The organism is Exiguobacterium profundum (assembly GCF_001909285.1).
Classification (GTDB): Bacteria; Bacillota; Bacilli; order Exiguobacteriales; family Exiguobacteriaceae; genus Exiguobacterium; species Exiguobacterium profundum.
Genome location: NZ_MRSV01000001.1, coordinates 1,320,879 through 1,342,802, shown reverse-complemented (window position 1 = coordinate 1,342,802; position 21,924 = coordinate 1,320,879). Strand labels below are relative to the sequence as shown.

Annotated in this window: 21 protein-coding genes, 2 pseudogenes and 1 riboswitch; of the genes and pseudogenes, 8 read left to right on the top strand and 15 right to left on the bottom strand. The window is 47.7% G+C overall.

Translation table 11 applies throughout. The features are described from left to right. Positions 1 to 24 precede the first annotated feature (24 nt). From BBB58_RS06990 to BBB58_RS06965, 6 genes and pseudogenes are all read right to left on the bottom strand, one after another. On the bottom strand, positions 25 to 858 hold the full coding sequence (locus tag BBB58_RS06990) for an aldo/keto reductase (protein WP_074036402.1): 834 nt from the start codon (positions 856 to 858) through the stop codon (positions 25 to 27). A 124-nt stretch (positions 859 to 982) separates the two neighbouring features. Beyond that, positions 983 to 3,022: a glucose-specific PTS transporter subunit IIBC gene (ptsG, locus tag BBB58_RS06985; protein ID WP_074036401.1), complete on the bottom strand. Its 2,040-nt coding sequence runs from the start codon at positions 3,020 to 3,022 to the stop codon at positions 983 to 985. 137 nt (positions 3,023 to 3,159) lie between these two features. Next, a pseudogene (ptsG, locus tag BBB58_RS06980) lies at positions 3,160 to 4,659 on the bottom strand (glucose-specific PTS transporter subunit IIBC); the annotation flags it as partial. A gap of 221 nt (positions 4,660 to 4,880) precedes the next feature. Then, complete coding sequence (gene glcT / locus BBB58_RS06975; RefSeq protein WP_012726818.1) at positions 4,881 to 5,726, bottom strand: glucose PTS transporter transcription antiterminator GlcT; 846 nt, start codon at positions 5,724 to 5,726, stop codon at positions 4,881 to 4,883. A 104-nt stretch (positions 5,727 to 5,830) separates the two neighbouring features. Further along, entirely contained in the window at positions 5,831 to 6,148 is a 318-nt protein-coding gene (locus tag BBB58_RS06970; RefSeq protein ID WP_047795135.1) for a YuiB family protein, read from the bottom strand. 126 nt (positions 6,149 to 6,274) lie between these two features. After that, positions 6,275 to 7,486 carry an NAD(P)/FAD-dependent oxidoreductase gene (locus BBB58_RS06965; protein ID WP_074036399.1) on the bottom strand — a complete coding sequence of 404 codons (1,212 nt, stop codon included), beginning with the start codon at positions 7,484 to 7,486 and terminating at the stop codon, positions 6,275 to 6,277. Positions 7,487 to 7,749: 263 nt separating this feature from the next. On the opposite strand from BBB58_RS06965, the gene BBB58_RS06960 reads away from it, so the two are divergent. Further along, a complete protein-coding gene (locus BBB58_RS06960) occupies positions 7,750 to 8,727 on the top strand; it encodes an NAD(P)/FAD-dependent oxidoreductase (RefSeq protein WP_074036397.1) in 978 nt (325 codons plus the stop codon). 40 nt (positions 8,728 to 8,767) lie between these two features. Here BBB58_RS06960 and BBB58_RS06955 read toward each other — a convergent pair whose 3' ends face one another. Beyond that, on the bottom strand, positions 8,768 to 9,622 hold the full coding sequence (locus BBB58_RS06955; RefSeq protein ID WP_012726822.1) for an NAD-dependent epimerase/dehydratase family protein: 855 nt from the start codon (positions 9,620 to 9,622) through the stop codon (positions 8,768 to 8,770). Between the two features lie 127 nt (positions 9,623 to 9,749). Here BBB58_RS06955 and BBB58_RS06950 point away from each other — a divergent pair, with 127 nt between their 5' ends. Next, positions 9,750 to 9,989, top strand: coding sequence for a hypothetical protein (locus tag BBB58_RS06950; protein ID WP_047795133.1), 240 nt, complete (start codon positions 9,750 to 9,752; stop codon positions 9,987 to 9,989). A gap of 33 nt (positions 9,990 to 10,022) precedes the next feature. Here the strand turns inward: BBB58_RS06950 and BBB58_RS06945 are convergent, their stop codons facing one another. After that, positions 10,023 to 10,379, bottom strand: coding sequence for a HesB/IscA family protein (locus tag BBB58_RS06945; protein ID WP_074036395.1), 357 nt, complete (start codon positions 10,377 to 10,379; stop codon positions 10,023 to 10,025). 97 nt (positions 10,380 to 10,476) lie between these two features. Next, positions 10,477 to 10,619: riboswitch (FMN riboswitch) on the top strand. Between the two features lie 163 nt (positions 10,620 to 10,782). On the opposite strand from BBB58_RS06945, the gene BBB58_RS06940 reads away from it, so the two are divergent. Both BBB58_RS06940 and BBB58_RS06935 read left to right on the top strand, forming a co-directional pair. Continuing rightward, entirely contained in the window at positions 10,783 to 11,370 is a 588-nt protein-coding gene (locus tag BBB58_RS06940) for an ECF transporter S component (protein ID WP_012726825.1), read from the top strand. A gap of 69 nt (positions 11,371 to 11,439) precedes the next feature. Further along, a complete protein-coding gene (locus BBB58_RS06935) occupies positions 11,440 to 12,012 on the top strand; it encodes a nucleotidyltransferase family protein (protein WP_074036393.1) in 573 nt (190 codons plus the stop codon). 41 nt (positions 12,013 to 12,053) lie between these two features. Here the strand turns inward: BBB58_RS06935 and BBB58_RS06930 are convergent, their stop codons facing one another. After that, positions 12,054 to 13,265: a NupC/NupG family nucleoside CNT transporter gene (locus tag BBB58_RS06930; protein WP_074036391.1), complete on the bottom strand. Its 1,212-nt coding sequence runs from the start codon at positions 13,263 to 13,265 to the stop codon at positions 12,054 to 12,056. Between the two features lie 204 nt (positions 13,266 to 13,469). After that, positions 13,470 to 13,706, bottom strand: a complete 237-nt coding sequence (locus tag BBB58_RS06925; RefSeq protein ID WP_074036389.1) for a YuzB family protein — start codon at positions 13,704 to 13,706, stop codon at positions 13,470 to 13,472. 98 nt (positions 13,707 to 13,804) lie between these two features. Between BBB58_RS06925 and BBB58_RS06920 the strand changes: the two genes are divergently transcribed. After that, positions 13,805 to 14,860 carry an NAD(P)/FAD-dependent oxidoreductase gene (locus BBB58_RS06920; RefSeq protein WP_074036387.1) on the top strand — a complete coding sequence of 352 codons (1,056 nt, stop codon included), beginning with the start codon at positions 13,805 to 13,807 and terminating at the stop codon, positions 14,858 to 14,860. A gap of 180 nt (positions 14,861 to 15,040) precedes the next feature. Further along, positions 15,041 to 16,531 carry a S8 family serine peptidase gene (locus BBB58_RS06915; protein ID WP_244150698.1) on the top strand — a complete coding sequence of 497 codons (1,491 nt, stop codon included), beginning with the start codon at positions 15,041 to 15,043 and terminating at the stop codon, positions 16,529 to 16,531. 91 nt (positions 16,532 to 16,622) lie between these two features. On the opposite strand, the gene BBB58_RS06910 is transcribed toward BBB58_RS06915, so the two are convergent. Both BBB58_RS06910 and BBB58_RS06905 read right to left on the bottom strand, forming a co-directional pair. Beyond that, positions 16,623 to 17,909 carry a globin-coupled sensor protein gene (locus BBB58_RS06910; RefSeq protein ID WP_074036385.1) on the bottom strand — a complete coding sequence of 429 codons (1,287 nt, stop codon included), beginning with the start codon at positions 17,907 to 17,909 and terminating at the stop codon, positions 16,623 to 16,625. A gap of 167 nt (positions 17,910 to 18,076) precedes the next feature. After that, positions 18,077 to 18,382 (bottom strand): YuzD family protein, encoded by a 306-nt coding sequence (locus tag BBB58_RS06905; protein WP_074036383.1) that lies wholly within the window; start codon positions 18,380 to 18,382, stop codon positions 18,077 to 18,079. A 129-nt stretch (positions 18,383 to 18,511) separates the two neighbouring features. Between BBB58_RS06905 and BBB58_RS06900 the strand changes: the two genes are divergently transcribed. Next, positions 18,512 to 18,739, top strand: coding sequence for a NifU family protein (locus BBB58_RS06900; RefSeq protein WP_012726833.1), 228 nt, complete (start codon positions 18,512 to 18,514; stop codon positions 18,737 to 18,739). Positions 18,740 to 18,758: 19 nt separating this feature from the next. Here BBB58_RS06900 and nucF read toward each other — a convergent pair. Next, positions 18,759 to 19,537, bottom strand: a pseudogene (gene nucF, locus BBB58_RS06895) (5' nucleotidase NucF). Positions 19,538 to 19,541: 4 nt separating this feature from the next. Further along, entirely contained in the window at positions 19,542 to 19,985 is a 444-nt protein-coding gene (locus BBB58_RS06890; protein ID WP_074036381.1) for a DUF86 domain-containing protein, read from the bottom strand. A gap of 158 nt (positions 19,986 to 20,143) precedes the next feature. Between BBB58_RS06890 and glpX the strand changes: the two genes are divergently transcribed. After that, positions 20,144 to 21,124 carry a class II fructose-bisphosphatase gene (gene glpX, locus BBB58_RS06885; protein ID WP_074036379.1) on the top strand — a complete coding sequence of 327 codons (981 nt, stop codon included), beginning with the start codon at positions 20,144 to 20,146 and terminating at the stop codon, positions 21,122 to 21,124. A 44-nt stretch (positions 21,125 to 21,168) separates the two neighbouring features. Here the strand turns inward: glpX and BBB58_RS06880 are convergent, their stop codons facing one another. After that, positions 21,169 to 21,840 carry a DUF975 family protein gene (locus BBB58_RS06880; protein ID WP_074036376.1) on the bottom strand — a complete coding sequence of 224 codons (672 nt, stop codon included), beginning with the start codon at positions 21,838 to 21,840 and terminating at the stop codon, positions 21,169 to 21,171. Positions 21,841 to 21,924 lie beyond the last annotated feature (84 nt).

Genomic DNA, 21,924 nt, shown 5'->3' with positions numbered 1-21,924 from the left:
AGAAGGACTTTTTTATATACTGCATTAGAAATCAAAATCGTCTGGGTCCGGACCGACACGTTGATATCGGTCGAGTGAGTCGATTCGTTCCATTTGATCTTTGGTCAATTCAAAGTCATGAACATCGAAGTTTTCTGCGATTCGATGTGGTTTGATGGATTTTGGAATAATCACCCATCCCGTTTGGAGATGCCACCGTAACAACACCTGGGCGACGGAACGATCGACTTCCTTTGCGACCTCTACTAAAATCTGCTCTTCGAACAACCCTCCCTGCATAAGCGGTGCCCAAGCGACCGGTACGATGCCGTGCTCGCTCATATACGATGCTAACTCGGTTTGACGAAGCAACGGATGCCGTTCAACTTGGTTCACGGCTGGAACGAGGTCACTGTTTGCAGCCAATGTCTCGAGGTGATGGATTTGGAAGTTACTCACCCCGACTGCCCCGACACGTCCCTCTCGATACAACGTTTCGAGGGCACGCCAACTCTCGACCATCTTGTCTTCCACCGGCCAATGAATCAAATACAAATCTAACTGTTCCAATCCAAGACGAACGAGTGACGCCTCGTAGGCGGAGATGGCAGCATCGTAACCTTGATCGGCGTTCCATAGTTTCGATGTGATAAATAAATCATCCCGGGAAATATTTGCGATTTCCATTCCTTTTCGGATTCCGTCACCGACCCCCTCTTCATTCTCATAAACGGCTGCCGTATCGATATGACGGTATCCTTGACGAATCGCCTCGACGACTGCATCCATGACTGTATCCCCATCTTCAACTTTGAAGACGCCAAGTCCAATAGTAGGAATGGCTTTCTGACCGTGATTCAATTGTATGGATTGTTTCATTTGTACCCCTTCTTTCGTGAGAATTCTCCTTCACTATAAGGGGGATTCTCCTTTTCCGGAATAAGGCACATTGAAGTAACTACACAAATCGAGCCGCCCCATGATAGGAGCGGCTCGTAATCATTTATTCTGGTCCTCTGTCATCGGCTCTAAAGTCGAGCGCTTCACCCGCGACGACCGTCTCACCGAATGGTACGACGACGACTTTTCCGTCTCCGTTCGTCCAAATGATTGGTGTAATCAGTGACGGCACTTTATCACGAATCGCGCTGAGGTCGACTTCGAGAAGGACGTCTCCCGCTTCGACCCGGGCGCCTTCTTCGACTCTCGCTGTGAATCCTTCCCCTTTCAGGTTGACCGTATCGAGACCGACGTGGATCAATAGTTCACGTCCATCGTCAGCCAAAATGCCAATCGCATGTTTCGTCGGGAAGAATGTCGTGATTTGACCGGTCACCGGCGAAACGACCTGTCCGGAACTTGGTTCAATCGCAAACCCTTCTCCCATCATGCGACCCGAGAAGACTTGATCCGGCACATCATCAAGTGATAACAGGACACCAGACATTGGAGCCAAGAAGCGATGATCGGCTTGTTCAGCCGCTTCCGGTGTAATGACTGCCTTCTCTACTTTTTCTTTTGGTTTGTATTCGCCACCTTCGATGATGGTCGCGATTTGTGATTTGAGCGTGTCCGATTTTGGTCCGAAGATGGCTTGGATATTGTCTCCCACTTCAAGGACACCTGCGGCACCGAGCGTTTTTAGAAGGTCTTTGTCCACTTGTTTCACGTCATTGACGGTGACACGAAGTCGCGTGATACATGCATCTAAATGTTTAATGTTTTCAGGACCACCGAGTCCGACGAGCACTTCATATGGCAAGTCGTCCCCAATCCCCGCTTTGTCCCCTTTCGTGCCAGTCTGCACGTCACGTCCAGGAATTTTCAGGTCAAACTTCGTAATAGCGAATCGGAATCCAAAGTAGTAGATGACCGCAAAGACGAGACCAACCGGGATGACGAGCCACCAGGCCGTCCGGTTCGGCAGGACCCCGAAGAGTAGATAGTCAATGAGACCACCAGAGAAGGTCATCCCAATCTTGACGTTCAGTAAATGCATCGTCATGAAGGAGAGACCGGCAAAGACGGCGTGAATTCCGAAGAGAAGTGGTGCAACGAAAACGAATGAGAATTCGACTGGTTCTGTGATCCCTGTCAAGAATGACGTAAGGGCAGCCGAGAAATAGAGACCCTCGACGTCTTTCCGCCGTTCTTTCGGAACCGTGTGGAACATGGCGAGACAGGCTGCTGGTAAGCCGAACATCATGAACGGGAATTTCCCGGTCATGTACGTACCGGCTGTGAATTCCACGCCGTCACGCAGTTGTGCGAAGAAGATCCGCTGGTCACCTTGTACGAGATCACCGGCTTGGTTCGTATACTCCCCGAATTGGAACCAGAATGGAGAATACCAAATATGGTGAAGACCGAACGGAATCAAGGAACGTTCTACTAATCCAAAGATGAATGCTGATAAGGCAACGTTTGCCTCGATGACCGTACTTGAGAACGTGTTGATCGCATTCCCAATCGGTGGCCATATATATGCGAGCGCAATCCCGATAATCAAACTGAATGCGGCCGTCGCAATCGGGACGAACCGCTTCCCTGCAAAGAACCCTAAGAAATCTGGCAACTTGATGTTGAAATACTTGTTGTACGCATAGGCTGCAACAAGACCTGCGATAATCCCCCCGAATACCCCCATTTGGAGTGTCGGAATACCGAGAACGGTGGCATACTGCGGATCACCTTGAGCGATTTCCGCGGTAATCCCATTCCATGTGCTAATGACTTTGTTCATGATCAAATAACCGACAATGGCTGCTAGACCAGCAACCCCGTCCCCGTTCGCCAGGCCGATCGCGACCCCGACGGCAAACAGTAACCCTAAGTTTGCGAAGACGATGTCCCCGGCATCTGTCATGACTTGCCAAATCAGGACAAGTGAGTCATTCGCCAGAAACGGGAGCAATTCAACGAGGTCCGGGTTTTGGAATGCGGTACCAAACGCCAAGAGAAGACCGGCTGCCGGTAAGATTGCAACCGGAAGCATGAGTGCTTTCCCGACCCGTTGTAAAACGCCAAACACTTTCTTCCACATCATGGTTCCCTCCTTTGTCAGAATACTTACTTTTTTCCTCTAACGTTTGGATGAAACCGTTTCACATAAAAAGAAAAGACCAACCCCGAAGGATTGGTCTAGGTCATCAATTAGTTAGCTTTCTTTTCGTTACCTGAAGCGATGACCGCTTGGATTTCTGATTTCAATGCGTCCGAACGTGGTCCGAAGATTGCTTGAATGTTGTTACCAACTTCAAGGACTCCAGATGCACCAAGGCGTTTCAACTCATCTTTGTTGACTTGGTTCTTATCTTTTACTTCGACACGAAGACGTGTGATACATGCATCGAGGTGCTTGATGTTTTGTGAGCCACCAAGACCGACGAGGATATCTTGTGCAAGTTCCGAACCAGTAGCGGTTGACTGTTCAACAACTTCATCTTCACGACCTGGTGTTTTAAGGTTGAATTTGCGGATAACGAAACGGAATCCGAAGTAGTAAACAACCGCGAACACGAGACCGACTGGAATAACGAGCCACCAAGCCGTACGACCTGGAAGAACACCGAAGAGCAAGAAGTCGATCAAACCACCCGAGAACGTCATCCCGATTTTCACGTTCAAGATGTGCATTGTCATGAATGAAAGACCTGCGAATACTGCGTGTACTGCGAAGAGAAGTGGTGCTACGAACAAGAATGAGAACTCGATTGGTTCTGTGATACCAGTCAAGAACGATGTAAGGGCAGCAGAAGCCAAGAGACCACCGACAACCGCTTTACGCTCAGGACGTGCTTCATGATACATTGCGAGTGCTGCTGCAGGAAGACCGAACATCATGAACGGGAATTTACCAGTCATGAACGTACCTGCTGTCAATTCAGCGCCATCACGAATTTGTGCGAAGAAGATCGCTTGGTCACCACGTACAACGTTACCCGCTGCATCTGTGTATGAACCGAATTCAAACCAGAACGGTGAGTAGAAGATGTGGTGAAGACCGAATGGAATCAATGAACGTTCGATTAAACCGAAGATGAACGCTGCGAATGTACGGTTTTCATTCAACATGAAGTTTGAGAATGAGTTCAATCCGTGCTGAACTGGTGGCCATACTAATAGTAGGACGAAACCAGCAACAACGGCTGCAACTGCCGTTACGATTGGAACGAAACGTTTACCAGCGAAGAAACCAAGGAACTGTGGCAATTCGATATTGAAGTACTTGTTATAGGCCCATGCGGCGATGAGACCCATGATAATCCCTCCGAATACCCCTGTTTGGAGTGTTGGGATACCGAGTACGTTCGCGTAAGCTGGATCACCTTGTGCCAATACTTCAGGTGTGAGTTCGAGCCAAACACCCATGACTTTGTTCATGATCAAGAATCCAACGATTGCTGCAAGTCCGGCTACCCCGTCACCTGCTAAACCGATGGCGACACCGACTGCGAACAAGAGCGCCAAGTTCGAGAAGATGATTCCACCTGCTTGCTCCATCAATTGAGCGAATTTCACGACGCCTTCGTTCGTTAACCAACCAGCGCGTGATGTAAGTTGTGGGTTTTGCATTGCGTTACCGAATGCAAGAAGAAGACCGGCTGCCGGCAAGATCGCAACAGGAAGCATAAGTGCTTTACCGACTTTTTGAAGAACACCAAAGATCTGCTTAAACATCAACATTTCCTCCTTTTTTTTTTTTTGTATAAACAATATGATAGCGGCGTAGATGTCAGACAACCGACGTATCTAAACGTTTTCATAAATCACGTTTATAAAAACAGAAAAGGCATGAATAAGGATAGAACGTAGACCTCTCCCAATGGAGACATCACATAACGTTCCACTCCTTACTCATGCCTGATCGAATCAGTAACACGTAAGACACGTGGTATCATTTATCTACTTGTTAGGCGCTGGAGATGCATCGTCAAATATGTCGCTTCACCTCGTGGGACGGGACGCTTTAATTCGCGTTCCATGATGCCCATCAGCTCCCAAGCAGTACTATAGCATAGCGGATATTCGTCGCGCAACACCTTTTCAATTTTTTGTGGTGCCTCGACCGTCTCACCTGTCGCGACCCGCTCAACGGCGTACCTTAAGTGCCGAAGTAAGCGCTTATAATCGAGTGATGTCCGGTCCATTTTCACGTTCAAACGACTCTCAATCGTCTGAACAATTTGCCCGATGATTTGATTATGACGGTTGACCTCGAGGACGTTTTTGAACGTCGTCGCCGAGTGAATATGAAGGGCGATAAACCCTGTTTCCGCATCCGGGAGCAAAACGTTCAATCGTTCATGGAACATATCGACAATCCGTTCCGCGAGCGCAAACTCGTTTGGGTAAAGTGATTCCGTCTCGAGTAAAAACGGATTCGTCACTTCCATCCCTTGTTCGATTCGCTTCATCGTGAAGAACAAGTGATCGGTCAAACCGATATGGATGTGCTCATCGACTTTCTTGCCCGTACTCGTCTCAATAAAGCCAACAATCTCTTGCATGAATGCAATGAAGTCCTCGTCGACATGTTTGACGAGTTCCTGATATTGTGATTGCTCTTCTTTATCTGTCAGTTGATACACTTTCTCCGGGACGCTGGCCGGGTCGACGAGGTCGCCTGGTTTTTTTCCAAAGCCAATCCCCTTCCCGAGTAGAATGACTTCCGGATCCGTATCATGTTGACAAATGACAACGCTATTATTCAACACTTTTTTGATCGTATACATCGGTAATGTCATTCGCATCGCATCCCTTACTAAAAATCGTTTCGCTATCTAGTATATCGGTTCATGCCCTAAAAAAGTAAAGACAAAACAAAAAAGGCGAACATTTCTGTCGCCAATTAAAACATTGAATAACCGCTCTTTCGTAAGAAACGAATCGTCACACCAGCTAGAATTGCACCGAGCAATCCAAAGCCGAGCATGAATAAATCGAGAAGTTGCAACCCGACGAGTCCTTCATAGACACTCGTAAGCGCGGTCGATGTCTCGGTCACGTAACTCGAAAGTTTGACATTATCAATCATCATGATGACAAAAATCGGATAAATGAACACAAGTGTCCATGTCTTTTTAAGTAACATATTCAAGATGAAGCCGATACTGAAAAAAATCGTCATATATAAAACGGCTCCAATGACTGCTTGGATAATATGCATGTATTGCCCCCCTTGTCCGCTCTTCATTATACAAAATTTCGACCAACGAGGTCAAAGAACTTCCTATGACAATTTCGAAAGAAAAACAGCCCGTTCTGAGATAGAACGAGCTGTGCAATCATGAAATTAGAACTTCCCTTTTTTAAGGACGAGTCCGTACTTTTTCAATTCGATGAAGTGTTTGTTGTCGATGACTTTTTTCATGAACGAAGCGTTGCGACCGAAGATCTTCTTGCCCATCACGATTCCGATTCCATCGTTATGTCCGAGTGAAGCGACCGTTCCCTTGCTCTCGTAAGTGAACTTCGATGTCGATTTTCCATTGATGAGCGCTGCAATGTTTTTTGCAACGTTGTGTGCTTGTTGTGTCGCGATTTGTGCCGTCGGTGGGTATGGACGGTTTGATGCAGGATCCATGACCGCTGAGCAGTCACCGATGATGAAGACGTTGTCGTGACCTGGTGCACGGTTGTCCGCTTCTACCATGACACGGTTACGGACCGCTTCAAATCCTGATTTTTTGATGATCGGGCTACCACTTACGCCACCTGTCCAGATGATCGTGTTGGCACGAATCGTTTCTGTCGTGTCACCTTGAAGTGGACCGAATGTCACCACACCTGGCTCGACACCTTTGATTCCGTTACCAAGTTTCATCTCGACACCGTTACGTTCCAACCATTTCTGTGCGTACGTTGTGAGTTCTGGGTCGAAACCAGGAAGAACTGTTGGTGCTGCTTCAATGTTGACGATGCGAACCGCTTCGCGTGGAACGTCATATTGTTTGCAAAGCTCTGGAATCCGGTTGACGATTTCACCGAGGAATTCGATTCCTGTGAATCCAGCACCACCGACAACGATCGTCACGAACGAATTGTCAGAAGAACCATTTGTTTTATATTGAGCGAATGAATATTCGATGTGCTCTTTGATTTTACGAACACTGTTCAACGAGCTGATTGTCATCGCATTTTCTTTCAAGCCTGGGATACCGAACGTTTCAGGTACACCGCCAAGACCGATGACGACATAGTCGTATTCGACAACTGAACCATCTTCGAGTGTAACTTGTTTCGCAGCAGTATCGACGCGATCGACGATCCCTTTGACAAGTTTCACACGTGACGGGTTCACAATATCGTTAATGTAGATGCGTGCTTGGTCTGGGTTCATCGTTCCAGCAGCTGGTTCGTGAAGCCATGTCGTTTGGTAGTGATAATCATGCTTGTTGATAAGCGTAATGTTCGCATCACCTGCAGCGAGTGTCTTTTGAAGGTTGACGGCTGTGATGAGTCCACCGAAGCCCGCACCAAGAATAACAATGTTAGGTCGTTTCATGTTCATTTCCACCTTGTTTAAAATTTTGTTTTTTTGAACAACTATGTTGTGTGTTTCTTCACATAGACGTTCACAATAAAGCCTATTCTTGTTCAACATCTGTTCACAATTGCTTCTGTTTCATTGTACGCTCTTTAATTTGAATTCTCAATGGAAAAGCTTATCTTCTTGAATTTTTTTTGAAAGTGTTGCATGTTTGTACTGAATGGATTTAATTCAATAAACTCTCTATAATAGATGTATACGCTTTGAGGAGGAATTCGATGAAGACGACGAAAGATGTAATCATCATCGGTGGCGGCCCAGTCGGACTGTTCACCGCATTTTATGCAGGCATGCGCCAACTCGATACGACGTTGATTGAAAGCTTACCGCAACTCGGTGGTCAGTTATCAACGCTCTATCCTGAAAAATATATTTATGATATTGCCGGTTTCCCGAAAGTGAAAGCACAGGACTTGATTGATCAACTAAAAGCTCAGGCCGATCAATTCGAACAAGACTACCGCCTCGGTGAAACGGTGGAAACGGTCGAACGCCTCGAGGACGGCACTTTCGTATTGACGACGAACAAAGAAGAGTATCACACGAAAGCCATCATCATCACAGCCGGAAACGGTGCCTTCTCAGCCCGCCCACTCGGTCTTGATGGCTGCGAAGATTATGCCAACCTTCATTACTTTGTTGACAACATGGAGAAATTCCGTGATCGCCGTGTCATGATTGCCGGCGGTGGCGATTCAGCCGTCGACTGGGCACTCATGCTTGAAGGAATCGCAAAAGAAGTACACATCGTTCACCGTCGTGACCGCTTCCGTGCTCATGAACATACGGTAGAACAGATGAAGGCATCGACGATTAACGTCCTTACGCCTTACAACATCGAGTCACTCTCTGGTGAGACACACATCGAATCTGTCGAATTGACAGATAAGGAAAGCGAATCAAAAATCGTTGAAATCGATGATTTGATTTGTAACTACGGATTCGTTTCATCGCTCGGTCCAATCAAGAACTGGGGAAAGGAATTCGAGAAAAACACAATCCGTGTCGATTCACGTATGGAAACGACCGTTGCCGGCATCTTCGCTTGCGGTGATATCGCGACATACGAAGGGAAAGTAAAATTGATTGCGACCGGTTTCGGTGAAGCCCCAATCGCCATCAACCAAGTGAAACAGCTCGTGGATCCGACTGCTCGTCATCCGCAACACTCGACATCTGTATTTGCTGGGAAATAACCAAAAACGCTTCTGTGGACCACATCCACAGAAGCGTTTTTTATCTTTTCATCGTTTGAACGATGACCCGGTCAATCCAGTCATCGAGTTGCGTAAACACAAATCCCGCCTTCTTCGCCTCAGCAATCGACATATAATAGTCGACATCCGAATCATACGGCGACGAGTCTCCATCTTTTATAATATGGACGGGTTTTCCGACGTGTTGACCGATTCGCTCCATCAAGGCCCCCATCGAGATGAGTCCATCACTCGCCGCATTGAACGGTCCTGTCACATTGGCACGACCGACCCATTCTAAGAAGGCGGCCGCTTCCGCACTCGAGATGAAGCCCATCTTTGCTTCCGGGTGATGCAAGACAACCGGTTCCTCGTTCCGGATTGCATCTACATAAAACTTCAATCGGTCTGTATAGTCATCCGGACCTAACACGATCGGTAATCTTACGGTCGCCACCGGGAAAGAGGCGCGATGGAAGAAGAATGATTCCGCCTCGCGTTTCCCTTGTCCGTAGTCATGTTCGGATTCAAGATGATATTCGTAATGGAGCGGATTGAAGTCGCTCTCTTTTAAATCAGGACCAGGGGCGTAGACCGACATCGTCGACGTGAGCACATATTTCCCGACTTTGTCCATGAACGCATCCGAGGCGATTTTTGCCTGATACGGAGTAAAACAAATGTTGTCATAGACGAGGTCGTAACGTTCGCGGGCCAAGTCTTTCATCGTCGCGACCGATTGCCGGTCTCCTTTGACAGACCGAATCCCTTCAGCTTCCGGCACCTGTAGTTGCCCTCTCGTCACAATCGTCACATCATCCCCTGCTTCAGCAAGTCGCAATGCGAGCCGTTTTCCGAAATAGCGTGACCCTCCGAATATCAATACTTTTCTCATGACCCTGAATCCTCCCATTTGTAATGACGTCCCTACTCATTTTCCCTTCAAAGAAACAGACTAATCTACCACTTTTACACGTATTCTTGCTATTCTAATAAGTAAAGACTTGTTAGGGGGCTCGAATATGCACCAAATCATGTTAGAAAAAGGATGGACGTATGAACTACCACCACAGTATGCAATCTATCAGAGCTTATCTGATTTCAGTCGTTACTCTGTCCTCGACCAAGAGGAAGAGAGTGTCTGCTCATTCCGCATCACGAATGACACGTGTACAATCACAGGCTTTCGGCCTTGGCAACATCACATCGAACTCGACGTAACTGCAAAAGTCATTCGGTTGATTTTGACAGAAGAAGAATAAGAACCGATCGCACTCGCGATCGGTTCTTATTCTTTAGCATTCTCCTGGCGTACCTGCATTCGTCGCTGTCCGGAAACTCGAACCGCAACCGCAAGTTGCAATCGCATTTGGGTTTTTAATTGTGAAACCGCCACCGAGCATCGACTGCTTGTAATCAATCTCGAGGCCATCAACAACCCCATGATCCACTTCCGCAACGATGACGCGGACACCATGATGGTCGAATTGAATGTCTTTGTCCGTCTTCTCCTCGTCGAAGCCCATCCCGTATGAAAGTCCTGTACATCCGCCACCTTGTACCTTCACTCGCAAGTATTGCGCATCCGGGCGTTCCGTCTGTTTCATCATCTCTAGCACTTGAAGTGCGGCTGACTCTGTTAAATGAATCATCTGAACTCCTCCTCATATATCTTCAATTCAAGTCAATTGACTTGTCATCTTGTGGATTATCTTGTATAACTAAAAAAAAACAAAAAAAATTAAATCGTTCCATCTTCGGGGCAGGGTGAAATTCCCGACCGGCGGTATTGAAGAATATATTCTTCTCAGCCCGTGAGCGAGCAAGGCGTTGCTTGCTGATTTCGTGAGATTCGAAAGCCGACAGTATAGTCTGGATGGGAGAAGATGGCGGCATCCGACCGATATCCGGATGTTTTCTTTGACGTGGACTTTTCCACCTCGGAAAACATCTCTTTCGTATGCGCGTAAACTCTCCCGATTGTCTTCATTGCAATCGGGTTTTTATATGCGACGGATGCCATTCATCGAGGAGCGACCTAAAGGAGAGATTCTGATGAAAACTACGCGCAACAAACGACTGACAACAATGGTGACTTTGGCGATGCTCGGGACGATCTCGTTCGTACTCATGCTATTCAACTTCCCACTCCCATTTTTACCGCCATTCCTTAAAGTGGACTTTAGTGACATTCCTGCACTCATTGCCGGAATCGTCTTTTCCCCACTCGCAGGAGTCGTGGTCGTCGGTTTGAAAAACGTCTTGTACTACGTCTTTAACGGTGGCGGCGTTCCAGTCGGGGAAGTCGCAAACTTCTTCGCAGGTGTCGCATTCATGTACCCAGTTGCCTGGTTCTACCATAAGCGCAAGTCAAACAAAGCACTCGCTTCTGGATTACTTGCCGGTACAATCACAATGGCTCTTAGCCTCGCCATCTTAAACTATCTCGTCATCTTGCCAGCCTACGCCTTCTTCTTCGGAATGGCAGACATGGCCGACCCGGCGGTGAAAACGGATCTTGTCCTTTACGGGATCTTACCGTTCAACTTGATTAAAGCGATCTTGATCAGCGCGCTCTTCGTCCCACTCTTCTTGAAATTGAAGCCGTGGATCGAACGTCAACGCGTACAACTTCAAGCATAATCAATATACGAGCATCTAGGCGTTGCCTAGGTGCTTTTTTTTTCCATATTGTAAGGAGGGGTATTCATCATGACAGACGAACAGGATTTGGTTCATTTTCTAAAGCAAGACGCCGAGCTCATAAAGCTTCTCCACGCCGTCGCCAACCTCGATTTACCGGATTGTTGGATTTGTGCAGGATATATTCGTTCAAAAGTCTGGGACCACCTTCACGGATACGAAACATCGACTAAAACAGATGATGTAGATGTGATTTATTTCGACCCAAACCAACCAGAGGAAGCAGTCGAAAAACAACTCGAAGAGCGATTATTCCGCCTCATCCCCGATGTACATTGGTCTGTCAAAAATCAAGCGAGAATGCATCACGTCAACAACCTTCCACCCTATGCCTCATCGGTCGATGCGTTGGCACATTTTCCTGAGACCGTCACCGCGATCGGGGTACGTCTTCAATCGGATGGTTCCCTCATCCTCGCTGCCCCACACGGCATTCACGACTTGATCAACATGCACGTTATACCGACACCACCCTTTGATTCGAACTCTTCAAATCATCCCATCTATCTGGAGCGGTTGCAGCAAAAGAACTGGTCCGCCAAGTGGCCAAACATCACCATACATACATCCTTCTCATACTAAAAAAACGCGACCACCGAAGTGATCGCGTTTTCTTATACCGATTAAAGAAGAAGTCCAGCCAATGTAGCTGACATCAAGTTTGCAAGCGTACCTGCAAGAATCGCGAGAACACCCATGCGTGCGATGTCACCACGACGGTTTGGCGCCATACCACCAAGACCACCAAGAAGGATCGCGAGTGACGAGATGTTTGCGAAACCACAAAGTGCGAATGCGATCATCGCTTCTGTACGAGCTGACAAATCACCAGAACCGATGATTGGAGCAAACTCAGAGAATGCAACGAATTCGTTCAAGACTAGTTTTTGACCGAGGAAGCTACCGAATTGTACAGCATCCGCCCATGGTACACCAATCACGAATGCAAGTGGCGCGAAGACGTAACCGAGAATCAATTCGAGTGACAAGCTATCAAATCCGAAGAGTCCACCAACTGAACCGAGGATCAAGTTGACGAGCGCAATCAATGAAACGAATGCAAGAAGCATCGCACCGACGTTCAAGGCAAGGAAGAGACCGTCAGAAGCACCACGTGCCGCTGCATCGACGAAGTTCGCCGCTCTGTCTTCTTCATCTTCTACAATCTCGATGTCGTCATCGTACTCTTCTGTTTCTGGTACGATAATTTTCGCGAATAAGAGACCTGCTGGCGCTGCCATGAAGCTCGCTGCGAGCAAGTATTCGAGTGGTACACCGAGTGCTGCATAACCTGCAAGTACAGATCCGGCAACCGATGCGAGTCCACCGACCATGACTGCGAAGAGCTCAGACTGTGTCATTGTAGGAAGGTACGGCTTGATGACAAGCGGCGCTTCCGTTTGACCGACGAAAATGTTCGCTGTTGCTGAAAGTGACTCTTTACGTGACGTACCAAGTGCTTTCGCAAGGGCAGTACCGAGGATACGGATGACCCACTGCATGACGCCGAGGTAGTAAAGCAATGCGATTAATGATGACATGAAGATGATAATCGGAAGGACTTGGAATGCGAAAACGAAGTTGTCGCCACCGACTGCTGTTCCGAATACGAAGGCAATCCCGTCACCCGCTGTGTTCAAGACAGCTTGAACCCCATTTGAGATCCATTCAAGCGCCTTACGTCCCCATGCCGTATATAAGACGAGGAATGCAAATGCAAATTGAACAGCGAACGCTGCCAAGACCGTGCGCCATTTGATGGCTTTACGGTTGGTAGAGAAGATGTAAGCGATTGCAATTAGTGCCAAAATACCAACCACACTCATGATTTTCATTGATGTTGTGCTCCTTTCATATTAAACAAAACCAATTATATGTGTCATACCCGAAAAGAGATGTGTCCTACCGTTTGAAACGCTTTCTTTTTATCGTTGTTAAACGTCAGACAACCTACATTCGAACCTCTTAGAATATAACATCCCTCTTTTTAAAATGCAACGGGTGAAATAAAAAAGTTCGAGGTCATTTCCTCAAACTTTTTACCATGCCATCTCTTCGATTTTTTCTTTTTTCTTCGTCACGAGCTCTTCTGGTGTTTCACCCGTCACCACTTCCCCGTCTACGAGGCAAAAGAGATCAAGGGAACAGACACCACAATAGCCTGTACAGCCATATTCGACCACATCAAGATCAGGGTCGGACTCTAATTTAGCCCGGGCAATTTGTGAGCCCATCGCCAAATTCGAAGCACAAAATTCGATGATCGGATTCATCATATATGTCACCGTCTTTCTTTACGTGAATTATCGGAAAATGGTTCTTCTACGGCAGATTATAACATGATACAGTTGAAGAGTAACAAAGGGGGATTATTATGCGCAAATTAGTCGTCTTAGGAGGCGGTTACGGGGGAATGCGTGTGATTGAGAGAGTACTTGGACATCAGTTACAAGACATCTCGGTCACGCTCGTCGATCGCTTGCCTTATCATGGATTGAAAACTGAGTATTACGCACTGGCCGCAGGAACGGTCTCGGACCGCGATATTCGCATCGACTTTCCGGATGAAATCGATTACATATACGGACAAGTCACGGACATCGACACCGAAGACAAAATGGTTCTGCTAGCGAGTGGAGAAAAAGTGCCCTACGACGACCTCGTCATCGGATTAGGATGCGAAGACAAATACCACAACGTTCAAGGGGCAGCCGAATTCACGTACAGTATTCAAACACTGGAAGAGTCACGTAAGACACAACAAGCGATCAACGGTCTGCGACCAGGTTCGGTCGTTTCTGTCGTCGGTGCCGGTCTATCTGGTGTCGAACTCGCCAGCGAACTTCGTGAGAGCCGGCCTGATTTGACGGTCCGTTTATTCGACCGCGGACCATCCGTTCTGTCTTTCTTATCTAATCGTGTCTCGATGTACGTACAATCTTGGTTCGAGGAGCACGGCGTCGAAGTCATCAATAATGCGAACATCACACGTGTCGATGCTGACGGATTATGGAACCATGAAGACTTATTCCCATCTGATCTGACCGTATGGACGGCCGGGATTCAACCGGTCGCCGTTGTACGGAATCAAGGTTGGGAGCTCGATGGAGGCGGACGTGTCAAATTGACGGAACATCACTTTGTTCCTGGACTGCCGGACGTGTTTGTCGTTGGTGACAATGCGAGCTTACCGTACGCACCGTCCGGACAACTTGCCGAAGCCCAAGCCGAACAGATCGTTCAAGTCTTGCTTTGCAAATGGAAAGGTATCAATTATCCAGAATTACCCGACATCAAACTGAAAGGGACGCTCGGTTCCCTCGGGAAGAAGGCTGGCTTTGGGGTGTTTATGGGGAAACAATCACTCACCGGGAAAGTAGCCCGACTATTAAAGTCCGGTATCCTTTGGAAACATAAAGTCATTAAATGAATACATTGCGAACGAGCCTCTGGCTGGTTCGCTTTTTTAATTTGTTCATCTGTTATTTCTATTCATTTTTCTAACGATTGAGTCAAAAGTCTTGTATCTGAATCCCCTGTATCCTTGTCTAAATATTCAGATATTTAATGCCATTGGCGTATTCTACACGTTGGTAAAACTTGTTACTCTATGGTCACGGCAGTTCGACATCCCGTCATCTTGCCTACATACCCTAAAGGAGGAAACAAAAAGAAAAAAATCTGTAGCTCCGTCCTCGCCTCATTGCTTGTCTTGTCAACCGTACCTGGGGGTGCGGATGCCGCCCCAAACAAAGAGAAAGAACGTGTCATCGTCGTTTTCAAGGAATCGGCAAAGAAAATTCCGCTGTCGATTGAAGGCATGGAAGTTAAACAACAGTATTCGAATATTCCTGCAGCAGCACTCGAAGTTCCGAAAGCTGCTTTGAATGGACTGAAGAATAACCCGAACGTCGCACACGTGGAAGTGGATCAAATCGTACAGATTGAGAATCAAACACAAGACTGGGGGATTCCTAAACTAAAAGCTCCTTCATCTTGGCAGAGTGGATTCACAGGGAAAGGTGTCAAAGTATCCGTCGTCGACACAGGGATTTCGCCCCACCCCGATTTAACAATCGCTGGTGGTGCCTCATTTAGCACGGTCACGAGTTCGTATGCCGATGACAATGGTCACGGTACACACGTAGCCGGGATTATCGGTGCACGTAACAATAGCATCGGAACAGTCGGGATTGCACACGAGGCAAGCATATACGCCGTCAAAGCTCTTGAGGCGAACGGAAGTGGTAGCTTATCGAGTATCGTTGCCGGGATTGACTGGTCGATCACTAATGATATGGATATCATCAACTTGAGCCTCGGGACGACAAGTCCATCGACGACGCTCCAACAAGTTGTCGATCGTGCCAATAATGCAGGCATCCTTGTCGTCGCGGCAGCGGGTAACAATGGTCGTACCGATGGATCGGGTGACCTCGTCAACTATCCGGCTCGTTACAGTTCGGCAATTGCTGTTGCTGCAACAGATATCAACAACAACCGTGCCTCGTTCTCGGCGACAGGTAGCACTGTCGAAGTGGCAGCACCTGGTGTCGGCATCAACTCGACCCTCTCAAATGGGGGCTACGGTCAAATGAGCGGAACATCAATGGCGACACCGTATGTGGCGGGTAACCTCGCACTCATGAAACAGGCGTTCCCTACGCTATCGAGCACACAACTCCGTACAAAATTGTCGCAAGACTCCATCGACCTTGGTACAACAGGTCGCGACACATGGTTCGGGAACGGACTTGTCCAATCCCCGACTTCTGGTGGTACGACGCAACCTGTCCAAGCACTCACGACGACAGTCTCGACATCGAAGTCTTCTTACTACGCTGGTGAAGTCGTCTCGATTTCTTCGGCAGTACGAAATTCAAATGGCCAAGCGGTCGCAAACGCCGATGTTCGTGTGACGGTCACACAACCGAACGGTACGACGCTTGTCGGTACAGGCAAGACGAATTCATCAGGAGCCATCACATTCACACTCTCGACGAATTCTTGGTCACAACGCGGAACGTATCAAGTGAAGTCTGATGCGACGCTTACCGGCTACACGGCTGATTCAGCGACGTCATCGTTCCAACTCCTCTAAACGAAAAAGTCGAGCGCATCGCTCGACCTTGTCGATCGACAAATCAAGTCGTGTTATGCGACCTGGTTCGTCTTTTTTTTTTTTTGCCCACTTATAGTCGTTGCGCGGTATCCATCAGCTGTGTCGAAGACGTCGCAATCTGGGTCGTGGCACGCTTGAGTTCGGCAATGGATTCCACAATCTCATCTATATCACCAGCGAGGCTCCCCATCTGTCCGTCAGCATGCTCCGAGTCACCAGAGATCTGGAGGAAGGCATCCGTCACTTGATTGATCCGTCCCATCGTCTGCTTCATCTCTTGCTCGGTCGAAAGGACGCGGCTCGATGTCTCTTCCATCTGATTCGTGAGACGCTTCACCAAATCCTCCACCTCTTCCGCAGCTTGTTTCGATTGACTCGCGAGCGTCCGAACCTCGGAAGCGACGACTTGGAACCCTTTCCCTTGCTCGCCTGCCCGTGCCGCTTCGATGGCCGCGTTCAAACTCAGCAAGTTCGTCTGGTTGGCAATCTGCTTCACCGAATCCGCAATCGTCATGATCTCATTCATCAATCTTTCGAGCGCCTTGATTTCCTGAGCTGAATCGGAGAGGTCACGCGCGATTTCATCGAGGCGTCCCGCCTCCGACAAAATCGTGTCTTTCCCACTCACTGAAGAGTGAAGTACCGTCCGTAGCTTTGTCTGCGTGAGTGAACTTGAATGCTTCATATCATCTGCCCGCTCATTCATCGACTGAAAACTAGCCATGACTTCTTGTGAGAGGGCAGCCAAATCTTCACTCGCCTGCTGAATCGTTTGACTGATTTCATCTTTCACGTGTTGCATCTGGTCACGAACGACGTCTGCTTCATCGTCAAACATCTCGAGCACGATTTGTTGCTCGAAGTTAAAGATTTTCGAGACGGCCATCATCAACCTCATTTTCGAGTCCGCATCGAGCTGCTCATGTTGAATCGATAAGACGAGCGTCTCGAATATTTTTTGGAAGGCCGCCATATACCATTTCCCTTTCAGACCGATCAGATAATGACGTTTGGCGATGGCGAGACGTCGATTGATATATGCTTCATTCAACTTCCCTTCAAACATCTCCATTATATGGTTAGAAAGAGTGAGTTTTAATTTGTCCGATGACGAATGTTGCCGAATCAACTCTCTCATCTCGTCGATCTTTTCGAGCTCTTCATAAAACACATCAACCAACCGAGGTGTCAATTGACGTAATTCCTGTTGATACGCACGTAAATAAGCTAAATCCTCACGTTCGAGACGAATCAACTGACGTTGTCGTTCCAACTCATCGGGAAGTGCGATCAACAAGTGCTCCATTTGGGACGAGGTGTCTAAATGGATCGGCATATTTCGTTTTCGGGCAAACATCAAATAGTCCTCCTTTAATAAACAGGTTTATTAATTTTCAAAATATTATAAAATTTATACAAGTTATGTTCAGTTTAGCCCGAGAGACAAAAGTTGTAAAATCTTTTTCTGAATTATAGGTAAACAAAAAACGAACCTTGCTATCGCATGGTTCGTCCACTTGCTCACTATTTTATATGATTGACGGATCCTTGTTTCGCCTCAATTGCCGCATACACTTTTCGTAACTGAACGACCCCTTCGTCAATCACTTCTCCGTCGAGCAAGACGAGCGGATAAAACCATTCATCGTCTTTAAGCGCCAGGGCAAACTCGTCCTCACTCTGTTCGAAATCGATATACTCGAAAGAAAAGGACTGCTCCGGATACTTGCGTCCGAGCGCACTTTGCAACCACTCATACGTCTCGGTCGAACTCGGTGCACCGACACAACTGGCACATTGAACCTCTGCCCCATAAACCGTGATTTTCATATTCATTCCCCCTCGAAACCATTATACAAAAATCTTCCCCACTCCCGATGACGAAACGCTCAGCGTAAATGATTGAGAAACACTCTCAAACTTGCTAGAATAAAGTAGAACGAGAAAGGGGTAGATACCATGGAAATGTTTGATCAAGTCCAAGAAGTGCTCGATAAATTGCGTCCGTTCTTGCTTCGTGACGGCGGAGACGTCGAACTCGTTGATGTCGAAGAAGGCATCGTCAAGCTCCGTTTGATGGGTGCTTGCGGCAGCTGCCCGTCTTCAACAATCACGCTAAAAGCCGGTATTGAGCGTGCGCTCATCGAAGAAGTACCAGGCATCGTCGAAGTAGAACAAGTATTCTAAGCAAAAAGGGAGACATTCGTCATCCCTTTTTTTCATGCTTCCATTCATTTAAACTCTCAACCATATAGGTCGGGAGTTTTTCTTGTTCTTGAACAAATGCTGGACCGTGTACACCTGAGTTGACGTGAAGTGTACGGATTCCCCCATTGATCCCGAATAGAATATCTGTATGATAGTTATCCCCTACCATCACGACATCCTCTTTCGTCAATCCAATCATGTCGAGTGCAATATCAATCATGACCGGTTCTGGCTTCCCGATAAAGAATGGTTCTTTTTTTTCGTCACCGTCAACACGGATGTGAGCGACCCGTTCCCCGGTAAAAACCCTCGTTCTGTCGGAATGGCGATATCCCCATTCGTCGAAATGAATCGGGCTCCCGAACGAATGGCGATCGCCCCTCGCGCCAACTTCTCATACGTAATGTGACGGTCGAGACCGATGACCACATAGTCCGCTTTCGGTTCGTCCGTGACGTGGAACCCACGAGATTCTAAGGCGAGTCGGAGTCCGTCTTCGCCAATCATATAGACGGTCGCGCCCGGTGACATCTTCTCAATATAAAAAGCCGTCGCCATCGCACTCGTCAAGACGTTTTCTGCCTTCACATTTGCCCCCATTGAAATCAACTTATCCGCAATCTGCTGTTGTGTCATCGAGGCGTTATTCGTGACGAATAAGTATGGGACGCCCGTAGCTTCTAACTCGTTTACAAAATCGACAGCAGCTTGAACGGGCTCTGTTCCTGCATACATCGTACCATCTAAATCAAACAAATATCCTTTTATCGGTTCCATCCAATCACTCGCTTTCTGGCAAGAATGCGGACACTGGTCCAAGTTCGACCTCTAAGTAGCGACGAACTTGCGTGGAGAACGCTGTGAAGTCTTGTTTCGACGTCTTCACCCATTCATCGAAGCGTGATGCGTCTGCATCGACGAACTCACGGACATAGTATGCACGCAATCCGACGAGCGCCTTGGTGGCATTACCCGTCTTCTCATCGAGCACGCGTTCATCGAGCAGAATGTCGACAATATCCTCATAGCTACCCGGGTCTCGCATGATGAATCCGTCAATCATCGAGTTCCCTACGTCGATGACCCCTTCTATCAGGAGGACAGCCATTCGTTGTTTCGCAAGTTCTACCGTAAACGCATCTCCGCTCAGTTGGTCCGTATGTGCTAACATCGTCTCCATTTGTTCCAGTGTCTGATTAATCTTCTCTCTATTCACAAAATACATGATGATCCCCCCTGCTGTTAATACTAATCCTTTTTTGTTCTGGAGAAAAGAATCTGCCCTATTTACATCATTTATAAAAATGTGATACACTAATCAACGGATTTGAGCCTTAAAAAGTATAACACATTTAATAGAGATAACGTGGAGGGTACAACACTATGGAACGTGAATTAGCATTAGAAATCGTACGAGCAACGGAAGCCGCAGCACTCGCATCATCGAAATGGATTGGACGCGGGCAAAAGAATGAAGCCGATGACGCAGCTACGTCAGCGATGCGCGAAGTTCTCGGAACAGTGAACATGGATGCGACGGTCGTGATCGGTGAAGGTGAACTCGATGAGGCACCGATGCTCTACATTGGGGAAAAACTCGGTACGACGTTCGGTCCGAAAGTCGACATCGCCGTTGATCCGCTCGAAGGTACATCCATTGTCGCAAAAGGACTCGGAGATGCGATGGTCGTCATCGCTGTTGCGGATGAAGGTGCCCTCCTCCACGCACCAGATATGTACATGGATAAGCTCGTCGTTGGACCGAACTTAAAAGGAAAAGTCTCGCTCGATGAACCACTCGAGACGATCATCGAAAAAGCAGCAAAATATAACAATAAACGCATTGAAGAAGTGACGGTGATCATGCAAGACCGCGATCGCCACGAACACCTTCGCCAAGCCGTCATGAACGTCGGCGCACGCGTCAAATTGTTTGAGGATGGCGATGTCTCGGCCGGAATCGCAGCTGCCGTCAAAACAAATCCGATTGATATTTTCATCAGTACAGGCGGTGCTCCTGAAGGCGTCATCACGGCTGCAGCTGTCAAAGCGCTTGGCGGAGACATGCAGGCCCGTCTTCACCCGATGAATGAAGAAGAATCTGCACGCGTCATCTCGATGGGCATTGAAGATCCGCTCCAACTCCTCACGCTCGACGACCTCGTCAAGAGTGATGACTGTATCTTCGCCGCAACAGGTGTCACGTCAGGTGAGTTGCTCGATGGCGTCAAATTCTTAACAGATGATATCGTCGAGACGACATCACTCGTCATGCGCTCGAAGACACGTACGATTCGTAAAGTCGTGGCCGAACACCACTTGTCGTTGAAACCATACTTACAAAAAACTGAAGTCAACGCCTAATCAAAAACGCCTTGCTCAATCACTTGAGCGAGGCGTTTGTTTCTTTAAAATCCTTGTTCTGTTCCGTGCACTGGCTCATTCGAATCAACTTGCTTGTCTCGAATCGAATCGTAGAACGTCGCGTACGTCGTCGAGAAGTAAGGTCCGATGAAGAAGAACCCGATCCCGAGCGTCAAGATCCCGACGAGGAACCAACCAAAGAAGGACAAGACGAGCATGAAGGCTTCCATCTTGTGCCCATCCATGAGACGACGTGATTCTGTGATCGACTCGAGTGCGGAAAGTTCAGGCTGATCGCGCAAAATGTACGGCGTAAGTGAATATGAGAATCCTTTGATGATTCCCGGTACGATGAGTAACAACGTCCATAACACGAGGAATACCCCCATCACAAACGAGGTGATGACATGTTTGAAGTAACGTGTCTGGAACGGCTTGAACAGCGTTGAGAGCGAGGCTCCTTTCTCACGTGATACGTTGAGAGCAAGCCACGACCAACCGATCGCAAGTGGGGCAATTAAAATTTGCAGAACGTTCGATACAAAGCTCAAAGTGACTTCTGTCGATGTGAACGGTTCTGGCGAGTTGACGTCCATTTCAGGCGCAAACCATTGCGGAATCCCGTTAATAATGAGGAACAAGAGTGCCAATCCGGCCATCAACCACCATTTTCCTTTCAAGGCGTGTCGTGCATGTTGTTTCCATTCAGATCTCATAGTAATCCATCCTTTTTTGTTGTCTTTCTATCAGTGTACGTGAAAAGGTGACAAAACGTTTCAAAAAAAAATAAAAAAAGGGAA